The sequence below is a fragment of the Sphingomonas chlorellae genome, assembly GCF_056485145.1.
Genome location: NZ_JBQXXM010000001.1, coordinates 793216 through 809303 on the forward strand (window position 1 = coordinate 793216; position 16088 = coordinate 809303).

Below are 16088 nucleotides of genomic sequence, written 5' to 3' on the forward strand. Positions count from 1 at the left end.
GGGAGTACCGTAACCGATGCGTCATTATGTGCCGCCGCCGCCCGGCGACCTGTGCGAAGTCGAGAACAGCTTTTACCTGCGCGGGCACAGTTCGCGCATCGCCAAGCTGCTGGCGCATTACGAGCTATATCGGCAGATCCTCGATCTTCCGGGCGCGATCGTCGAGCTGGGGGTCTATAAGGGCACCTCGCTGATGCGGTTCGCATCGTATCGCGGCATTCTGGAGAACGCCGATGCGCGGCCGATCATCGGTTTCGATGCGTTCGGCGCCTTTCCGCGCGAGGCGGTGAGCGGCGAGGCCGATCAGCGCTTCATCGCCGAGTTCGAGGCGGCGGGCGGTCCCGGGATCGCCCGCGCCGACCTGGGGGGGCTGATCGCCGACAAGGGCTTCACGAATATCGAACTGGTCGAGGGCAATGTGTTCGAGACGCTGCCGGCGTTCCTCGCCGCGCATCCGGCGCTGCGCATCGCGCTCCTTCATCTCGATCTCGACGTCTATGAGCCCACCGCCTTTGCGCTCGACCAGTTGCTGCCGCACATGGTGTGCGGCGGCGTCGTGGTGTTCGACGATTATGGTCTGGTCGAAGGGGCGACGCGGGCGGCCGAGGAAGCGTGCGACAGGCTGCGGACGCGGATGACCAAGCTGCCGCACCACATGAACCCGGCCTATTTCATCGCGCCCTGATCGCCGGTCGTCGCGTGGCGCGAAGCCGCAAGCGCGCCGGCGGTGTCTTCCCGCGCGTCCGCCGGCACCGCATGGCCGCCACGGCGCCGCACGGCGGCGTCGGCCGCGTCGATCGCGCGCAGCAAATCCTCGAACTGGCCGTCGTCGGACACGGGAAAGCAGCGCCTGAACCCGTCGCCGAGCCGGTCCAGATCGCGATGGGTAAGCAAGCCGACTGCGACGATAGGCTCCTGCGCCAACGAATCTTCTCCGCGTGTTCCAGATTGCTCAAACGAGGATCGGGCGCGTTGGTGCCATCGATGTCATCGAAACGCAGTGTTTCCTGCGGCGACCGGTGGTCGCGCAGGGGCCGGCCGGAGCGATCCGGCCGGAGCGATCCGGCCGGTGCGCCCGGTCAGGCCGCGGGGACCAGTTCGACGATGTCGAGGATCGATTCGAACTGGGGGTGCGGCAGCACGAGCCGCCAGCGATGCTCGCCGATGCGTTCGAGATAGCCGATCATGTCGCGATGCGCGTCGGTGCCATAGCGAAGCGCGTTGGTCTCGTCGGCCAGCACGAGCGTGCCGAGGAAGATCGCCCGCGTGTCGGTGTCGCCATAGAGCGAGCCGGCGAAACGCTGCGCCCCATCGTCCCGTACCAGTCGGAACGCGGGACCATCGGGGGTGACGGTGCAGGTCGACGGTGCCTCGACGCGAAAAGCGCGCGTCGCGGTGCCGTGGATGCCGAGCTTGGCGGTCGTGCAGCGATAGCGTCCGGCGGGGGGCAGCGCGGTCGCGAGCGCGCGATCGGGATCGAACAGCGCCGCGTCGGCGGCGATCGCGCCGCCATCGGCTTGGCGTGCGGCGGGCAGCGCCTCGTCCCACACGCGGCGCCAGTTGCGCAGCCGCTCGCGATCGGGCTCGGTCGCGACGGTGCGCCAGGGCAGCGCCGGATCGAGCCGGGTGGCGGTGGCATCGCGCACCACCGCGCAGCCGCCGAGTCCGGCGACGAGCATCGCCGCGAGCGCGGCACCGGCGAACCTGGTCGTCATGCGGCGGTCCAGCCCCCGTCCATCGAATAGTTGGCGCCGGTGATCGACGCCGCCTCGTCACGGCACAGGAAGAGGACGAGCGCCGCGACCTGTTCCTGCGTGACGAACTGCTTGGTCGGCTGGGCGGCGAGCAGAACGTCGTTCATCACCTGCTCGCGCGTGAGGCCGCGCGCCTTCATCGTGTCGGGGATCTGGTTTTCGACGAGCGGCGTCCAGACATAGCCCGGCGAGACGCAGTTGACGGTGATGCCGAAGGTCGCGGTTTCGAGCGCCGCGGTCTTGGTGAGGCCCGCAATGCCGTGCTTGGCGGCGACATAGGCCGACTTGTTAGGGCTGGCGACGAGGCTGTGCGCCGACGCGGTGCTGATGATGCGGCCCCATTTGCGCGCCTTCATGCCCGGGATCGCCGCGCGCATCAGGTGGAAGGTCGACGACAGGTTGATCGCGAGGATCGCGTCCCACTTGTCGACCGGGAATTCCTCGATCGGCGCGACGTGCTGGATGCCGGCATTGGCAATGACGATGTCGACCGCGCCGAATTCGGCCTCGGCGCGTGCGACCATCGCCGCGATCTGATCGGGCTTGGTCATGTCCGCCGCGTCGTAGAGCGCGCGGGCGCCGCTGGCGGCTTCGAGTGCGGCGCGTTCCTTTTCGATCGCGTCGGCGTCGCCGAAGCCGTTGATCATCACCGACGCGCCTTCGGCGGCGAGCGCCTTGGCATAAGCGAGGCCGATGCCCGAGGTGGAACCCGAGATTACCGCCGACTTGCCTTTGAGGAACATCGCCAAACTCCTTCCATGCTGTTGTGCCGGGTGGGCCGACGGCGCGCCGTCGCCACGCGGTTGTGGCCTATTTCTGGGTCAGGTCGAAGGCAGCGGTGCGCCCGTCGAGGATGCTCTGCGCCAGCAACTGCGCCCCCGCCATGGTTTCCGCCACCGCCTGACGGCCCGCGTGCCAATGCTCGCGCATCGAACGGGCCGAGAATTCGAAATCGCGTGCGCCGCCCTCCCACGCATTGGCGCGATAGATGAGCTGGACGAGGCTGACCGGATAGTCCGCCGCGATCGCGCGCAGCGCCGCAACGTCGGCATCGTCGGCAAGTTCCGGCGGCAGCTTGGCAAGCACGCGGCGGATCGCCAGCCGATCCTGGCGGCGGCGCAGCCGTTCGTCCGAGATCTGGCGCGTGCGGCTGGAGAAGCGGATCTCCTTTTCGCGGGCGATCACGTCGGTGAGGTTGCGCGGCATTTCGGCCGCGGCGGGGAACAGGTCGACCTGGAAAACGAGCATCGGCGCGTCCTGGCGATCGAGGACGTGCGTGAGCGGCGTGTTCGAGACAAGCCCGCCATCCCAATAGAATCGCCCGTCAATTTCGACCGGCGGCAGCCCCGGCGGCAGCGCGCCCGAGGCCATGATGTGGCGCGCGTCGAGCGGCTCGTCGGCGGTGTCGAAATAGCGGAAATTGCCGCTGGCGATATCGACCGCACCGACCGAAAGCCGCACCGGACCGTGGTTGAGCAGGTCCCAGTCGACCAGCCGGTCGAGCGTTTCGGCGAGCGGGGCGGTGTCGTAGAAGCTGAGCGCCGCGGGCGTCCCCGGCGCGGCGAAGGCGGGGGGCACCAGCCGCGGCCGGAAAAAGCCCGGCACGCCGGTGAGCATCACCGCGCCCGCCGACCATTCATGGACGAATTCGCGGATCGGATCGTGGAGCGGAACCGCGAAATCGGGCAGGCTGGAACTGGCCTGATCCCAGAAGGCCCGCAGCCTTTCGAGCCGCCTTTCCGGCGGATTTCCGGCAAAAATCGCCGCGTTGATCGCGCCGATCGAGATGCCGGCGACCCAGTCGATGTCGATCTGGGTATTGCCCAGCGCCTCGATCACGCCGGCCTGATAGCTGCCAAGGGCGCCGCCACCCTGGAGAACGAGCGCCACGCGGTCGGGCAGCGGCAGGCCCTGCGGGCGGCGAAGACGGCGGTGATCGGCGTCGGCCATGGCGCTGATGTGGCGCAACTGGCGGCGAAGGGCAATCGGCCATTTTGCATCCGCACATGCAGGCGAGCCGCCCCAATGGCGGGCAAAACCCTGTCGTTCGGGTGCAAAAGCCGCCGTTCGCGCGCCGCGGCGTGCGCATTTGCGGCAATGCGGCGCCGATTCGACGCCGTTCGGCGGCACGCGGTGGCGCGGCACCTTTTCCCGACCCCGCAACGGCCCCGGACGACGAGATGGCGTGCAACGCAACCCGATCTGGGGCATTTGTTGCGCACGACGAACGACCAACGAACCGGCCGGACGATTCCCGTTCCCGGCCGCCAGCGGGGATGTGACGATGCGGCTCGACGACCTCGACCCCACCGAGAATGCGCGCGACATGGGATCGGGCGGCGGCTTTGGCGGCGGCGGCGGGTTCCCGCTGCTGGGGCTGCTGCCGCTGTTGCTCGGCCGCGGCATGGGATGCGGCGGCATCGTGCTGCTGGGGCTGGTCGCGCTCGCCTATGTCGCGTTCAGCGGCGTCGGCGGGAGCGGCGACGGCGGCATCGCCGGATCGGCGGGCGGCGGCGGTCAGGTGCAGCGCCCCGCGGGCGAGACCGGCCGCGCGTGCGACACCGCCGACGAGCTGTTCGCGTGCCGCGTGATGCGCAGCACCGAACAGGTATGGGGCCAGATCTTTGCCGCCGAGGGCCAGCGTTACCGCCCCGCGACGATCCGCTTCTTCCGCAACTCGGTCCAGTCGGCGTGCGGCGGCGCGTCGTCGGCGGTCGGCCCGTTCTACTGTCCCGGCGACCAGTCGGTCTATCTCGACACCAGCTTTTTCGAGGAGCTCGACAAGCGTTTCGGCGCGTCGGGCGACTTTGCCCGCGCCTATGTCGTCGGGCACGAGGTGGGGCACCATATCCAGGCGCTGGAGGGCATTTCCGAACGCGTGTCGCGCGCGCAGGCGGCGGCGGGCGAGGTCGAGGGCAACCGGCTGTCGGTGCGGCTGGAACTCCAGGCCGATTGCTATGCCGGCGTCTGGGCCAAGCGCAGCGGTCGGCTGGAGCCCGGCGACGTCGAGGAAGGGATGCGCGCCGCCAACGCGATCGGCGACGACACGCTCCAGCGCGAAGGGCAGGGGACGGTCGTGCCCGACAGCTTTACCCACGGCACCTCGGCCCAGCGCGTCCAGTGGCTGCGCCGCGGGCTGGAGACGGGCGACCCGGCCAAGTGCGACACCTTTGCCGACGCCGCCGTCCCCGGCGGCCGGCGCTGAACCGGGCGCGACGACGGGCAGGGTGATTCCGCCCGGCGGCGAAATGCTCTAATCCCCCCGCCATGACCGACACCGTTCCCCCGCCGCCCAGCCGCCTGGAAACCCCGGGCCAGCCGAGCCTCGCCTATCGCCACACCCCCGGCGCGGGGCCGACGGTGATGTTCCTGTGCGGCTATGCCTCGGACATGGACGGCAGCAAGGCGCAGGCGCTGGAGGCATGGGCGCGCGCGCACGGCCGCGCCTTTCTGCGCTTCGACTATGCCGGATGCGGGCAGAGCGACGGCGATTTCGAGGACGGCACGCTGGCGAGCTGGCGCGACGACGCGCTGCGCATGATCGACCGCGTGGCAAAGGGGCCGGTGGTGCTCGTCGGATCGTCGATGGGCGGGTGGCTGATGCTGCTCGTCCAGCGCGCGCGGCCCGAGCGCGTCGTCGGCATGGTGGGCATCGCCGCCGCGCCCGATTTCACCGACTGGGGATTCAGCGCCGACGAGAAGGCGGTGCTGCGCGAGGCCGGGCGGCTGGAAGTGCCCAGCCCCTATTCGGACGCACCGATGGTGACGACGCGCGCTTTCTGGGAATCGGGCGAGGCCAACCGCGTGCTCGACGCGCCGATCGCCTTTGACGGGCCGGTGCGGCTGTTGCAGGGCCAGCGCGACGCCGAGGTGCCGTGGAGCCTCGCCCCCCGGCTGGCCGCGGCGATCCGTTCAGACGCGGTGCAGACCTGGCTCGTCAAGGATGGCGACCACCGGCTGTCGCGCGATGCCGATATCGCGCTGCTGTGCCGCGCCGTCGAGGATGTGCTGAACCCATGATCGCCCTTGCCCTGTTGCTCAACGCCGCCGCACCCGTCGCCCCGGCGCAGCACGCGCCCGCCCGGCCCGCACGCCCCGCCGCGTCGGCGCCCGCCGCGCCGCCCCCGTCCGCCGCCCCCGCCGGGCTGGTGCCGACGCCGCCGCGGCTGAACGAGTGCGTATCGCTGGCGACGCGCGATCCCGCCGCGGGCGAGCGCAGCGCCAACCTGTGGCGGATCGAGGGCGGCGGCATCTTTGCGCGCCAGTGCCTGGGCGTCGCCTATTCGAACCAGCAGCGCTGGGACGCGGCGGCGCAGGCGTTCGAGGACGCCGCGCGCGAGGCGGCGGGCGCGCACGATCCGCGCGCCGGCGGCTATTGGGCGCAGGCGGGCAATGCCTGGCTGGCGGCGGGACGCCCGCCCGCGGCGCTGACCGCGCTCGACGCCGCGCTGGCGAGCGGCGGGCTGGCGCAGGTGGAACAGGGCGAGGCCTATCTCGACCGTGCCCGCGCGCGCGTCGCCGCGGCCGATACCGAAGGCGCGCGTACCGACCTGGACCGCGCGCTGACGCTGGTGCCCGCCGATCCGCTCGCCTGGCTGTTGTCGGCGACGCTGGCGCGGCGCCAGCAGGATCTGGTCCGCGCACGCACCGACATCGCCGAGGCGCTCAAACGATCGCCCGACGACGCGTCGGTGCAGCTCGAGGCGGGCAACATCGCCGCGGCGAGCGGCGACGAGCCCGGCGCGCGCGCGGCATGGAGCCAGACGATCGCGCTGTCCCCCGGCAGTCCGCAGGCCGAGGCGGCGCGCAAGGCGATGGCGCAGTTCGGGCCGAGCGAGCGATAGGCGCGGCCGGACGTTAGTCCGCCGCGTCGTCCGCGGCCCTGCCGCCCCGGACCAGCGCGCGACCCAAGGCGAGCAACCCGAAGCCGATCGCGAACGGCACTCCGCCGCACACCGCGATGACCAGGATCATCCGGGCCACCGTGTCGAGATCGTTGCCGGCGAGGCTGAACGCGGCGACGGCGAGCGAGCAGAGCCCGCTGCACGTCATGACGAGGATGCCGATTCCGCCCAGCAGCCCGCCGAACAGGGTCTTGAACGGATGGTCCATCACTGCCCCTTTCGTGCGCGCGCCAGCACGGGCGCGCCCTCGGCGCCCGGGCGGTAGAAGCTGTTATAGGTGTCGAAGGGAATGATCTGCCCGTCGGGCGTGACGAAGTGGACGCAACTGCGCTTCACGGTGCCGAGATCGAAATTGTAGCGGTCGAGGAATTGCTGGATCACCACGCGGAAGCTGTTCGCATAGGTGATCTGGCTGGGCACCAGCGCCTGCGGCAGGCAGCAGAGCAGGTCGGAGAGCCGGGTTTCGGTATTGCACTGGGTGGTCGCGAGGCTGAGCAGGTCGAGCACCGCGTCACGGAGCTTCGGATAGGCTTCGTAGCTGACCGTGTTCGGCCCCTGCAGGATCAGGTCGCGTGGCAGCAGCGACGTGATCGGAGTGACCGAGCGGCCGCTGCGCAGGCCATAGCCGATGCAGATCTGATCGGGGTTGCACGGCAGCGGGATCATGTCTTCTTCGGCGAAAATGCCGGCCTTCACCACCTCGCGCCGGATCTGGGTGAGCAGCATCCGGTTCGCCTTGGCATCGAACCCCTGGTTGCGCCCGGCATCCTGCACCGGCTGGAAGGTCACGCCGCGCACGCACGCCCATTCGAGCGCGTGCCCGACGATCGCCGCGATCTCGCCGTCGTTGACGCCGCGCTTCACCACCGCGACGAGCGTGGTCGAAAGCGCCGCCCGTTCGAGCGCCGCCAGTGCCGCCTGCCGCACGCGGGCGAGCCGGGCGCCGCGCAGGTCCATCAGCGCGTCGTCGTCGAGGCTGTCGAACTGAAGATACACCTCCAGCGCCGGCTTGTAGCCCGCGAGCCGTTCGACAAAGGCCGGGTCCTGCGCGATCCGCACGCCGTTGGTGTTGATCATCACATGGCGGATCGGGCGGCGCTTCACCGCATCGAGAATCTCGAAGAATTGCGGGTGGAGCGTCGGTTCGCCGCCAGAGAGCTGGAGCAGATCGGGCTCGCCCTCGCTTGCCACCAGCGCGTCGAGCATCGCCTCGATCGTCGCCAGCGGCAGATGGGCGCCGTGCAGATCCTCGGCATCGGCGAAGCAGACGGGGCAGGCGAGGTTGCACGCCGAATTGACCTCGATGATCGCCAGGCAGCTATGCTGTTCGTGATCGGGACAGAGGCCGCAGTCGAACGGGCAACCCGCCTCGGTCCGGGTCTGGACCGCGAGCGGGCGGTCGCCGGGCTTGAGCCATTCCTTCTGCGATTTCCAATAGGCGAGATCGTCGCTGACCAGCGTTTTCTGGACGCCGTGCGTCAGGCAGCGCTTGAGATAATAGACGCAGTCGTCCTCGACGATGACCTTGGCGGGAACGACCTGAAGGCAGGTCTCGCACAGACTGCTGGTCTGGCCGTGGAAAAGATAGGGCGCGGCCTTACGCGGTTCCGCCCGGGACAGCGCGGCGTGCGGAAGCGATCCAGAAGAGTGCATAGAGGCAGAGTCCGATCATCGCGAAGTGGAAGATGTTAAGACGGCCGACGAGCACGGGATAGGGCTTCAGAAACTCCCAAGTAAATCGCTGAACGGCGTAAACGAGAACGAAAATGTGGAAGCCGTGGCGCTGAACCCATTCGCGGCGGCGGACCAGCGCGTGCCAGTAGATCGCAAGAAACGCTGCCATGGCAGCCGATTCATAGAGCTGGACCGGGTGGCGCGGCACGCCGTCGCCGAGATCGACGCCCCAGGGCAGCGCGGTGGGGACGCCATAGGTCTGGTCGGCCAGCCCGGCGAACAGGCAGCCCCAGCGACCGACGATGATGCCCAGCGACAGCGGGATGACGAACGGCCCGCCGGTCGAGCCGCGAACGCCACGCCGCCATTTCCACAGCTCGACCGCGACGATCGCGCCGGCAAGCGCGCCGGCAACCGAGTGCGACAGCACGGGGCGGGTGTCGCGCAGCGTGTTGAGCGACCCGAGCAGCCAGGCGCCGAGCGCCCCGCCGAGCGCGAGCGTGACGAAATAGCCCGGCGCGGTCTGGCGGGCGAGCGCGGCGACCCCGGCGGGGCGGTGGCGGTAGAACCAGCGCCCCCCGGCGAACGCGGCGAGCCAGGCGAGAAGATCGCCGGCATAATGAGCCCAGGGAGCGGTGGGGAGGTGGATCACGCAGGCGCGACGATAGCCGCTGTGCCGCGCGTGCGGAAGGGCGCCGCCGGGCGCCGGGGGCGGGCGGCGGGTGGCGGCCTGCTCGCCCCGCGCGTTTCGTGCCCCCTCGCATCTGGCGCGCGTGCGGCCTATCTGGGCCGGGAAGGCATTTGAGGGAGTTGCTCTGCGTGAAATATCTGCACACCATGATCCGCGTCACCGATCCCGACGCGACGATCCGGTTCTTCGAGCTGCTGGGTCTGAAGGAGACGCGGCGCTTTTCGAGCGAGAAGGGGCGGTTCACGCTGATCTATCTCGCCGCGCCGGGCGACGAGGATGCCGAGGTCGAGCTGACGCACAACTGGGACCCCGAAACCTATACCGGCGGGCGCAATTTCGGGCACATCGCCTATCGCGTCGACAATATCTATGAGACGTGCCAGCGGCTGATGGACGGCGGCGTGACGATCAACCGGCCGCCGCGCGACGGGCACATGGCGTTCATCCGCACCCCCGACGCGATCTCGATCGAGCTGCTGCAGGCGGGCGAGGCGTTGCCGCCGGCCGAACCATGGGCGTCGATGCCCAATGTCGGCGAATGGTGAGGTGACAATCCGCGCGGCGGGGATGTCCCCGCCGCGAACCGTGGAGAAAGGCGCATGGGCGCACTGGAAATCGTCCGCATCCCGGCGTTGAGCGACAATTATGTCTGGCTGGTCCATGCGCCGGGAGACGGCGGCGCGGGCGAGACGATGGTGGTCGACCCCGCCGAGGCGCAGCCGGTGCTCGACGCCGCAGCGGCGCGCGGGTGGCGGATCGGGCAGATCTGGAACACCCACTGGCACCCCGACCATACCGGCGGCAATGCCGCGATCAAGGCGGCGACGGGCGCGCGCGTGGTCGCCCCCGCGGCCGAGGCGGCGCGCATCCCGACGCTGGACGTCGCGGCGGGCGACCTGGCGGTGGGCGAGGGCGACCGGGTGACGCTGGGCGCGCATGTCGCCGAGGTGCTGGCGGTGCCCGCGCACACGGCGGGGCACGTCGCCTATCACTTCGCGGCGGACGGCGTCGCGTTCGTCGGCGACACGCTGTTCGCGATGGGATGCGGGCGGCTGTTCGAGGGGACGGCCGAGCAGATGTTCGCGAACATGCAGCGGCTGGCGGCGCTGCCCGCGGCGACGGCGATCTATTGCGCGCACGAATATACGCTGGCGAACGCGCGCTTTGCCCGCGTCGCCGAGCCCGACAACGGCGCGGTGGCGGAACGGCTGGCCGAGGTGGAGCGGATGCGCGCGGCGGGCGAGGCGACGGTGCCGACGACGATCGCGCTGGAGCGCGCGACCAACCCCTTTCTGCGCGCGGCGAGCGCGGCCGAACTGGCCGAACGGCGCGCGGCGAAGGATGCTTTTCGGGGCTGACGCGTTGCAGCCAAGGCCCCGGAATCGGGGCGTGAGTCGATCGGGTGCGATGGAGGCAGGGATGCGGAAGGTGATGCCGGGACGGGGGATGCTGGCGATGCTGGGCGCGGCCGCGATGCTGGCCGGATGCGCGGGCGACACCGCCGCATCGCGCAGCGCGGCCGGGAGCGACGCCGACCGGATCGCGCGGCGGCTGGCCGGGATGACGGCGGGCGCGCCGCAAAGCTGTGTCCCGCGCGACATGGTCAACGAGACGGTGCGATCGGCCGACACGATCCTGTTCGTCCAGGGGCGCAAGCGCGTGTACCGGACGACGCTGGTCGGAAGCTGTCCCGGGCTGGCGCGCGGCGACGTGATGGTCTCACGCAGTTTCGGCAGCAGCTATTGCCGCGGCGACATCATCGAGACGCATGCGGTGCCCGGCGGTTTCCTGACCGGAAGCTGCTCGCTGGGCGATTTCGTCCCCTATTCACGCTGACGACGGGAGCAGGCGCGATGGCGATCGGAAGAACGGCGCGCGGGCCGGTGCGGGCATCGGTGGGGGCATCGGCGCGGGCATCGGCGGGCGCGGCGCTGATCGCGCTGATCGCGCTGAACGGATGCACGCCCGCCGCGACGCGGGCGAGCGACACCGCGCGCGAACTGCAATCGGCGATCGGCGACCGCGTGGCCGAGGCGCCGCGCGACTGTGTCAGTACGATGGGGCTCGACGGGCCGCAGATCGTCGGCAACCGGACGCTGATCTATCGCAGCGGCGGGCGCATCTATCGCAACGACATTGCGGGCGGCTGCCCCGGACTGGCGCCGATGGCGACGGTGATCGTCGAGGTGCACGGCAGCCAGTTGTGCCGCAACGACCGGTTCCAGGCGTTGCAGACGGGATCGCGCATCCCCGGCCCCTATTGCCGGCTGGGGGCGTTCACGCCGTATCGGCGGCCCTGAAGCGCGGGGTCGAGGCGGCGCCCCGCCCGGGCGGACGGCCCGGACGGGGACGCGGCGACCCCGGCAACCGTCAGAGCACGTAGCGGCTGAGATCGGTGTTGCGCGCGACGCTGGCGAGCTGAGCGTCGACATAGGCGCCGTCGATCACCAGCGTGGTGCCGGCGCGGTCCTCGGCCTCGAAGCTGATCTCCTCGAGCAGCTTTTCCATCACCGTCTGGAGGCGGCGGGCGCCGATATTCTCGACCTCGAGATTGACCTCGGCGGCGATGCGGGCGACCGCGCGGATGCCGTCGTCGGTGAAGTCGATCGTCACGCCCTCGGTACCGAGCAGCGCGGCATATTGCTGGACGAGGCTCGCCTTGGTGTCCGACAGGATCGCGATGAAATCGGCCTCGGTCAGTGCCTTGAGCTCGACGCGGATCGGCAGCCGGCCCTGAAGCTCGGGCAGCAGGTCGCTGGGCTTGGCGACGTGGAACGCGCCCGAGGCGATGAAGAGGACATGGTCGGTCTTCATCGGGCCGTATTTGGTCGAGACGGTGGTGCCCTCGATCAGCGGCAGCAGGTCGCGCTGGACGCCCTCGCGGCTGACCGAGCCGCCGCGCACGTCGGACACGGCGATCTTGTCGATCTCGTCGAGGAACACGATTCCGTTCGCCTCGGCATCGGCGAGCGCGGCGCGGTGGACCTCGTCCTGGTCGAGCCGGCGGTCGGCCTCTTCCTCGACGAGCTTTTCCCAGGCCGAGCGGACGTTGAGCTTGCGGCGCTTGAGCGGCGGGCCGCCGAACGCCTTGCCCATCATCTCGCCGAGGTTGATCATGCCCATCTGGGCGCCGCCGGGCAGCTCGAACGGCATCTGCGGCGCCTGTTCGAGCTCGATCTCGACCTCCTTGTCGTCGAGCACGCCCTCGTGGAAGCGCTGGCGGAACGCCTCGCGCGTCGCCTGGCTGGCGTCCTTGCCGGTCAGCGCGTCGAGCAGGCGGTTCATCGCCGCCTCCTCGGCCTTGTCCTTCACCGAAGCGCGGCGGCGATCCTTTTCGAGCCGGATCGCCTCTTCGACCAGGTCGCGCGCGATCTGTTCGACGTCGCGGCCGACATAGCCGACCTCGGTGAACTTGGTCGCCTCGACCTTGACGAAGGGCGCGTCGGCGAGCTTGGCGAGGCGGCGGCTGATCTCGGTCTTGCCGCAGCCGGTCGGCCCGATCATCAGGATGTTCTTGGGCGTCACCTCGTCGCGCAGCTCGGCGCCGAGCTGCTGGCGGCGCCAGCGGTTGCGCAGCGCGACCGCGACCGCCTTCTTGGCGTCGGTCTGGCCGATGATGTGCGCGTCGAGCGCGGCGACGATCGTCTTGGGGGTAAGGTTCTGGTTCATTTCGTCTCTCGGGCGCCGCCGCCGCGAAGGGGCGGGGCCGGGTTGATTAGCGGGCGCTGTCGAGCGTTTCGACGGTGAGGCGGTCGTTGGTGTAGACGCACAGCTCGCCCGCGATCGCCATCGCCTTGCGCGCGACGACTTCGGCATCGGGTTCGTATTCGACCAGCGCGCGCGCCGCCGACAGCGCGAAATTGCCGCCCGAGCCGATCGCGGCGACGATGCCGTGCTCGTGCGCCTCGGGCTCGAGCACGTCGCCGTTGCCGGTGATGACCAGCGTCACCTCGCGATCGGCGACGAGCAGCATCGCTTCGAGGTTGCGCAGATACTTGTCGGTGCGCCAGTCCTTGGCGAGCTCGACCGCGGCGCGCATCAGATGGCCGTGGTGGCGCTCGAGCTTCGATTCGAGCCGCTCGAACAGGGTGAAGGCGTCGGCGGTGGCGCCCGCGAACCCGGCGATCACCGATCCGTCGCCGAGCGGGCGGACCTTGCGCGCATTGGGCTTCATCACGGTGTTGCCGGCCGAGACCTGGCCGTCGCCCGCGATCACCACCTTGCCGGACTTGCGCACGGAGAGGATCGTCGTGCCGTGCCACGCATTGCTGTTGTTGCTCATATGGCGGCGCATATGGGGTGCGCGCGGCGCGGCTGCAAAGGGGGGGCGCAAACGCCGGCTGGCCGGGGCGGGCGCGACGGGTTACGCCGGTGCGATCGCTTGCGGAGACGATGATGCGCCACGACGACAACCTGACCGCCGACCGCCCGAGTTTCGTAACCCATCTGGAATGTTCGATGACGGGGCAGCATTACCCCGCCGACCGGCTGCACGGCCTGTCCGATGCGGGGCGGCCGTTGCTGGTGCGGTACGACCTAGCGGGCGTGAAGGCGGCGCTGTCGCGCGCGGCGCTGGCGGGGCGGCCCGCCGACCTGTGGCGCTATCGCGAGCTGCTGCCCGTGCGCGCGGCGCGCGACATCGTCAGCCTGGGCGAGACGATGACGCCGATCCTGCCGCTGGCGCGCCAGGGCGACGATCTGTGGGTCAAGGACGAGGGGCGGCTGCCGACCGGATCGTTCAAGGCGCGCGGGCTGGTGATGGCGATCAGCATGGCCAAGGAACTGGGCGTCACCACGATCGCGATGCCGACCAACGGCAATGCGGGCGCCGCCGCCGCCGCCTATGCCGCGCGCGCCGGGATGGCGGCGGTGATCTTCTGTCCCGCCGACACGCCCGAGATCAACGTGCGCGAGATCGCGGCACAGGGCGCGCGCGTGTACCGCGTCAACGGGCTGATCGACGATTGCGGCAAGCTGGTCGCGGCGGGCAAGGCCGAGCGCGGCTGGTTCGACCTGTCCACGCTGAAGGAACCGTACCGGATCGAGGGCAAGAAGACGATGGGGCTGGAACTGGCCGAGCAGCTCGGCTGGGAACTGCCCGACGCGATCTTCTATCCTACCGGCGGCGGCACCGGGCTGATCGGCATGTGGAAGGCGTTCGACGAGCTGGAGGCGCTGGGCTGGATCGGCCCGAAGCGTCCGCGCATGTATGCGGTGCAGGCCGAGGGCTGCGCGCCGATCGTCCGCGCGTTCGAGAGCGGCGCGCGCCACGCGACGCGGTGGGAGGACGCGCACACGATCGCCGCGGGCATCCGCGTGCCGCAGGCGGTGGGCGATTTCCTGATCCTCGACGCGGTGCGCGCGAGCGGGGGCGCGGCGCTGGCGGTGAGCGACGCGGCGATCGCGAAGGCGGTCGACGACGCCGCGCGCGAGGACGGCGTGCTGATGTGCCCCGAGGGCGGCGCGACGCTGGCCGCCTATCGCGACGCGCGCCGGCGCGGGATGGTGGCGCCGGGCGAGCGCGTGGTGCTGTTCAACTGTGCGACGGGGCTCAAATATCCGCTGGCGGACCATTCGCGGCTGCTCGACCGGCACGCGCCGATCGACTGGGCGGCGCTGTAGAGGGCGGCGCAACCCGGCGCGGGCGGGGTTCGTTGACGCGGTTCCCCCCCTGAGGAGCAGGACGATGGCCGATCCCCGCCAAGCCGACCCGAACCACGCCGATCCGCGCCACGCCGATCCGCGCCACGCCGATCCCGCCCCGCGCGAGGACACCCGCCCGCACGATCCGCGCAACCTGTCGACCGACCACCAGCGCCCCGGCGACGCCAAGCGCCCCCGCGACACGCTCGACAGCCCCAACGCCGCCGCGCACTGGCCCAAGGATTTCGACCCCGCGGGCGATGTGGGCAAGGCGACGCCGAGCGGCAATCCGACCGACCGCGAGGGGTAGGGCGTTCGCGCCGGATGCTGCCCGGCTTGGAGAGCACGGCCGTTGCGCGTGTGTGGACGTGCGCCGCGCGGAGTGCAGCCGCTTGTTAATGGAACATGCGCAGCAGCGGGGGCGACACTCCCTCTGTACTGACAGTGCCGCCCTCGCGACTACGGGCACCGCCGCCATCGTGACGTGTGGCACTGCTGCCACACTTCGTGCTGAATTTGTTCTCACCTTCAGTTTTCTATTTGTATCATGTTGGAAATCGCAGATCATGTGTATGCCGGAAAACGTTACCACAACAAATTGTGGTAAGCGGCAGAAAGGAGGTGATGTAATGAGCAAGCTTATGAAGCCCGGTCAGACTGCGCCCCGCTCGGGCCAGTATGGCATTTTCGGCCCGCGCGGCGGCAATACTGGCGCAGAACGAACAGTGACCGGTGGCGAGCCGCTTCCGCCGACTCCAAAGTCGGGGATGGGTTATCGTCTGGTAGACCCGACCAAGCACAAGTAAACTGAAAGCGTGAGCGGCGGCGGACGGGACCGGGCGAGATCCTAACGCAGAACGGCAGGCGGAAACGTAAGATACCAGACGCCGGGACGGTTCATATCCACCGGACCAAGATACCAGCCAAGGCCCGCGATAACATACCTTGGGCGGCTCTTCGGGGCCGCCCTTTCGTTTTTGTCGCTGTAAGTTAGGGCTGCTCTAAAAGAATGCGGCAAAACGCGCAGCGCCCGGATGGGCACTCGCATCGCGCTTCCAGAGGTGTGGCAAGATTGGTCGGGGCGACAGGATTCGAACCTGCGACCCCCACACCCCCAGTGTGATGCGCTACCAGGCTGCGCTACGCCCCGACCGAGGTTGGCGCGGATAGTCCGGTCTGCGCGGCAATGCAAGCGCCGATGATGCGGGGCGGGCAAAAACATGGTCCGGTTGCGGCCGGACGGGGCCGGACGGGGCCGGGGCGGGGCGTGCCGGCGGCGGGGACGGGCAGCGGGGCGGGCGGCGGCGGGCGGGCGCGGGGGCGGCGCGCGTCGATGGAAGCGGTGCCGCGACGACCATGACGATTGCCGTGTCGCCGACAAGAGTTGCGCCCTTAGCGGCTGCATGATAGCTCGCACGGCTT

Annotated in this window: 19 protein-coding genes and 1 tRNA gene; 10 read left to right on the forward strand and 10 right to left on the reverse strand. The window is 70.0% G+C overall.

Translation table 11 applies throughout. The features are described from left to right. The first annotated feature begins 16 nt into the window (after positions 1–16). Positions 17–685, forward strand: coding sequence for a TylF/MycF/NovP-related O-methyltransferase (locus ACT3CF_RS03685; RefSeq protein WP_478420439.1), 669 nt, complete (start codon positions 17–19; stop codon positions 683–685). Here ACT3CF_RS03685 and ACT3CF_RS03690 read toward each other — a convergent pair. The 4 genes from ACT3CF_RS03690 to ACT3CF_RS03705 all read right to left on the reverse strand — a co-directional run bounded on the left by ACT3CF_RS03690 (position 667) and on the right by ACT3CF_RS03705 (position 3704). Continuing rightward, the gene (locus ACT3CF_RS03690; protein WP_478420440.1) at positions 667–837 is read right to left on the reverse strand and encodes a hypothetical protein; all 171 of its coding nucleotides are present in this window, start codon (positions 835–837) and stop codon (positions 667–669) included. The two genes, ACT3CF_RS03685 and ACT3CF_RS03690, sit on opposite strands and share 19 nt — an antisense overlap. Positions 838–1079: 242 nt before the next feature. Further along, positions 1080–1715, reverse strand: coding sequence for a DUF4893 domain-containing protein (locus tag ACT3CF_RS03695; protein WP_478420442.1), 636 nt, complete (start codon positions 1713–1715; stop codon positions 1080–1082). Next, positions 1712–2497, reverse strand: a complete 786-nt coding sequence (locus tag ACT3CF_RS03700; RefSeq protein ID WP_478420443.1) for a 3-hydroxybutyrate dehydrogenase — start codon at positions 2495–2497, stop codon at positions 1712–1714. Before ACT3CF_RS03700 ends, ACT3CF_RS03695 begins: the two co-directional genes overlap by 4 nt. Positions 2498–2564: 67 nt before the next feature. Then, entirely contained in the window at positions 2565–3704 is a 1140-nt protein-coding gene (locus ACT3CF_RS03705; protein WP_478420445.1) for a patatin-like phospholipase family protein, read from the reverse strand. Positions 3705–4038: 334 nt separating this feature from the next. Between ACT3CF_RS03705 and ypfJ the strand changes: the two genes are divergently transcribed. The 3 genes from ypfJ to ACT3CF_RS03720 all read left to right on the forward strand — a co-directional run bounded on the left by ypfJ (position 4039) and on the right by ACT3CF_RS03720 (position 6598). After that, positions 4039–4959 carry a KPN_02809 family neutral zinc metallopeptidase gene (gene ypfJ / locus ACT3CF_RS03710; RefSeq protein ID WP_478420447.1) on the forward strand — a complete coding sequence of 307 codons (921 nt, stop codon included), beginning with the start codon at positions 4039–4041 and terminating at the stop codon, positions 4957–4959. A 62-nt stretch (positions 4960–5021) separates the two neighbouring features. Further along, the gene (locus ACT3CF_RS03715) at positions 5022–5774 is read left to right on the forward strand and encodes an alpha/beta fold hydrolase (protein ID WP_478420448.1); all 753 of its coding nucleotides are present in this window, start codon (positions 5022–5024) and stop codon (positions 5772–5774) included. Continuing rightward, complete coding sequence (locus ACT3CF_RS03720; RefSeq protein ID WP_478420449.1) at positions 5771–6598, forward strand: tetratricopeptide repeat protein; 828 nt, start codon at positions 5771–5773, stop codon at positions 6596–6598. The genes ACT3CF_RS03715 and ACT3CF_RS03720 overlap by 4 nt, the downstream gene beginning before the upstream one ends. 13 nt (positions 6599–6611) lie before the next feature. Here ACT3CF_RS03720 and ACT3CF_RS03725 read toward each other — a convergent pair whose 3' ends face one another. The 3 genes from ACT3CF_RS03725 to ACT3CF_RS03735 are packed head-to-tail and all read right to left on the reverse strand — an operon-like array spanning position 6612 to position 8984. Further along, complete coding sequence (locus ACT3CF_RS03725; protein WP_478420450.1) at positions 6612–6866, reverse strand: hypothetical protein; 255 nt, start codon at positions 6864–6866, stop codon at positions 6612–6614. Beyond that, a complete protein-coding gene (locus ACT3CF_RS03730) occupies positions 6866–8311 on the reverse strand; it encodes a radical SAM protein (protein ID WP_478420452.1) in 1446 nt (481 codons plus the stop codon). The genes ACT3CF_RS03725 and ACT3CF_RS03730 overlap by 1 nt, the downstream gene beginning before the upstream one ends. Then, positions 8256–8984, reverse strand: a complete 729-nt coding sequence (locus ACT3CF_RS03735) for a prolipoprotein diacylglyceryl transferase (RefSeq protein ID WP_478420454.1) — start codon at positions 8982–8984, stop codon at positions 8256–8258. Before ACT3CF_RS03735 ends, ACT3CF_RS03730 begins: the two co-directional genes overlap by 56 nt. 167 nt (positions 8985–9151) lie before the next feature. On the opposite strand from ACT3CF_RS03735, the gene ACT3CF_RS03740 reads away from it, so the two are divergent. The 4 genes from ACT3CF_RS03740 to ACT3CF_RS03755 all read left to right on the forward strand — a co-directional run bounded on the left by ACT3CF_RS03740 (position 9152) and on the right by ACT3CF_RS03755 (position 11323). Next, positions 9152–9568: a VOC family protein gene (locus ACT3CF_RS03740; RefSeq protein ID WP_478420456.1), complete on the forward strand. Its 417-nt coding sequence runs from the start codon at positions 9152–9154 to the stop codon at positions 9566–9568. Between the two features lie 54 nt (positions 9569–9622). Next, positions 9623–10381: a hydroxyacylglutathione hydrolase gene (gloB, locus tag ACT3CF_RS03745; RefSeq protein ID WP_478420458.1), complete on the forward strand. Its 759-nt coding sequence runs from the start codon at positions 9623–9625 to the stop codon at positions 10379–10381. A 61-nt stretch (positions 10382–10442) separates the two neighbouring features. Next, positions 10443–10859: a hypothetical protein gene (locus ACT3CF_RS03750; protein ID WP_478420460.1), complete on the forward strand. Its 417-nt coding sequence runs from the start codon at positions 10443–10445 to the stop codon at positions 10857–10859. Between the two features lie 17 nt (positions 10860–10876). Then, entirely contained in the window at positions 10877–11323 is a 447-nt protein-coding gene (locus ACT3CF_RS03755) for a hypothetical protein (RefSeq protein ID WP_478420461.1), read from the forward strand. A gap of 70 nt (positions 11324–11393) precedes the next feature. Here ACT3CF_RS03755 and hslU read toward each other — a convergent pair whose 3' ends face one another. Both hslU and hslV read right to left on the reverse strand, forming a co-directional pair. After that, positions 11394–12692: an ATP-dependent protease ATPase subunit HslU gene (hslU, locus tag ACT3CF_RS03760; protein ID WP_478420462.1), complete on the reverse strand. Its 1299-nt coding sequence runs from the start codon at positions 12690–12692 to the stop codon at positions 11394–11396. Between the two features lie 46 nt (positions 12693–12738). Beyond that, complete coding sequence (gene hslV, locus ACT3CF_RS03765; RefSeq protein ID WP_478420463.1) at positions 12739–13305, reverse strand: ATP-dependent protease subunit HslV; 567 nt, start codon at positions 13303–13305, stop codon at positions 12739–12741. Between the two features lie 113 nt (positions 13306–13418). Here hslV and ACT3CF_RS03770 point away from each other — a divergent pair, with 113 nt between their 5' ends. Beyond that, a complete protein-coding gene (locus ACT3CF_RS03770) occupies positions 13419–14645 on the forward strand; it encodes a threonine synthase (RefSeq protein WP_478421340.1) in 1227 nt (408 codons plus the stop codon). A 64-nt stretch (positions 14646–14709) separates the two neighbouring features. Next, positions 14710–14976: a hypothetical protein gene (locus tag ACT3CF_RS03775; protein ID WP_478420465.1), complete on the forward strand. Its 267-nt coding sequence runs from the start codon at positions 14710–14712 to the stop codon at positions 14974–14976. A 763-nt stretch (positions 14977–15739) separates the two neighbouring features. Here ACT3CF_RS03775 and ACT3CF_RS03780 read toward each other — a convergent pair. Beyond that, positions 15740–15816: transfer RNA gene (locus tag ACT3CF_RS03780), tRNA-Pro, on the reverse strand. Between the last annotated feature and the right edge of the window lie 272 nt (positions 15817–16088).

What these genes read in the sequence shown, in the direction of transcription:
- ACT3CF_RS03775 (WP_478420465.1), top strand. Translation starts at nt 14,710, where the DNA reads ATGGCCGATCCCCGCCAAGCCGACCCGAACCACGCCGATCCGCGCCAC.
- hslU (WP_478420462.1), bottom strand. Translation starts at nt 12,692, where the DNA reads ATGAACCAGAACCTTACCCCCAAGACGATCGTCGCCGCGCTCGACGCG.
- ACT3CF_RS03750 (WP_478420460.1), top strand. Translation starts at nt 10,443, where the DNA reads ATGCGGAAGGTGATGCCGGGACGGGGGATGCTGGCGATGCTGGGCGCG.
- ACT3CF_RS03755 (WP_478420461.1), top strand. Translation starts at nt 10,877, where the DNA reads ATGGCGATCGGAAGAACGGCGCGCGGGCCGGTGCGGGCATCGGTGGGG.
- hslV (WP_478420463.1), bottom strand. Translation starts at nt 13,305, where the DNA reads ATGAGCAACAACAGCAATGCGTGGCACGGCACGACGATCCTCTCCGTG.
- ACT3CF_RS03720 (WP_478420449.1), top strand. Translation starts at nt 5,771, where the DNA reads ATGATCGCCCTTGCCCTGTTGCTCAACGCCGCCGCACCCGTCGCCCCG.
- ACT3CF_RS03730 (WP_478420452.1), bottom strand. Translation starts at nt 8,311, where the DNA reads ATGCACTCTTCTGGATCGCTTCCGCACGCCGCGCTGTCCCGGGCGGAA.
- ACT3CF_RS03700 (WP_478420443.1), bottom strand. Translation starts at nt 2,497, where the DNA reads ATGTTCCTCAAAGGCAAGTCGGCGGTAATCTCGGGTTCCACCTCGGGC.
- ACT3CF_RS03695 (WP_478420442.1), bottom strand. Translation starts at nt 1,715, where the DNA reads ATGACGACCAGGTTCGCCGGTGCCGCGCTCGCGGCGATGCTCGTCGCC.
- ACT3CF_RS03705 (WP_478420445.1), bottom strand. Translation starts at nt 3,704, where the DNA reads ATGGCCGACGCCGATCACCGCCGTCTTCGCCGCCCGCAGGGCCTGCCG.
- ACT3CF_RS03770 (WP_478421340.1), top strand. Translation starts at nt 13,419, where the DNA reads ATGCGCCACGACGACAACCTGACCGCCGACCGCCCGAGTTTCGTAACC.
- ACT3CF_RS03715 (WP_478420448.1), top strand. Translation starts at nt 5,022, where the DNA reads ATGACCGACACCGTTCCCCCGCCGCCCAGCCGCCTGGAAACCCCGGGC.
- ypfJ (WP_478420447.1), top strand. Translation starts at nt 4,039, where the DNA reads ATGCGGCTCGACGACCTCGACCCCACCGAGAATGCGCGCGACATGGGA.
- ACT3CF_RS03685 (WP_478420439.1), top strand. Translation starts at nt 17, where the DNA reads ATGCGTCATTATGTGCCGCCGCCGCCCGGCGACCTGTGCGAAGTCGAG.
- ACT3CF_RS03725 (WP_478420450.1), bottom strand. Translation starts at nt 6,866, where the DNA reads ATGGACCATCCGTTCAAGACCCTGTTCGGCGGGCTGCTGGGCGGAATC.
- gloB (WP_478420458.1), top strand. Translation starts at nt 9,623, where the DNA reads ATGGGCGCACTGGAAATCGTCCGCATCCCGGCGTTGAGCGACAATTAT.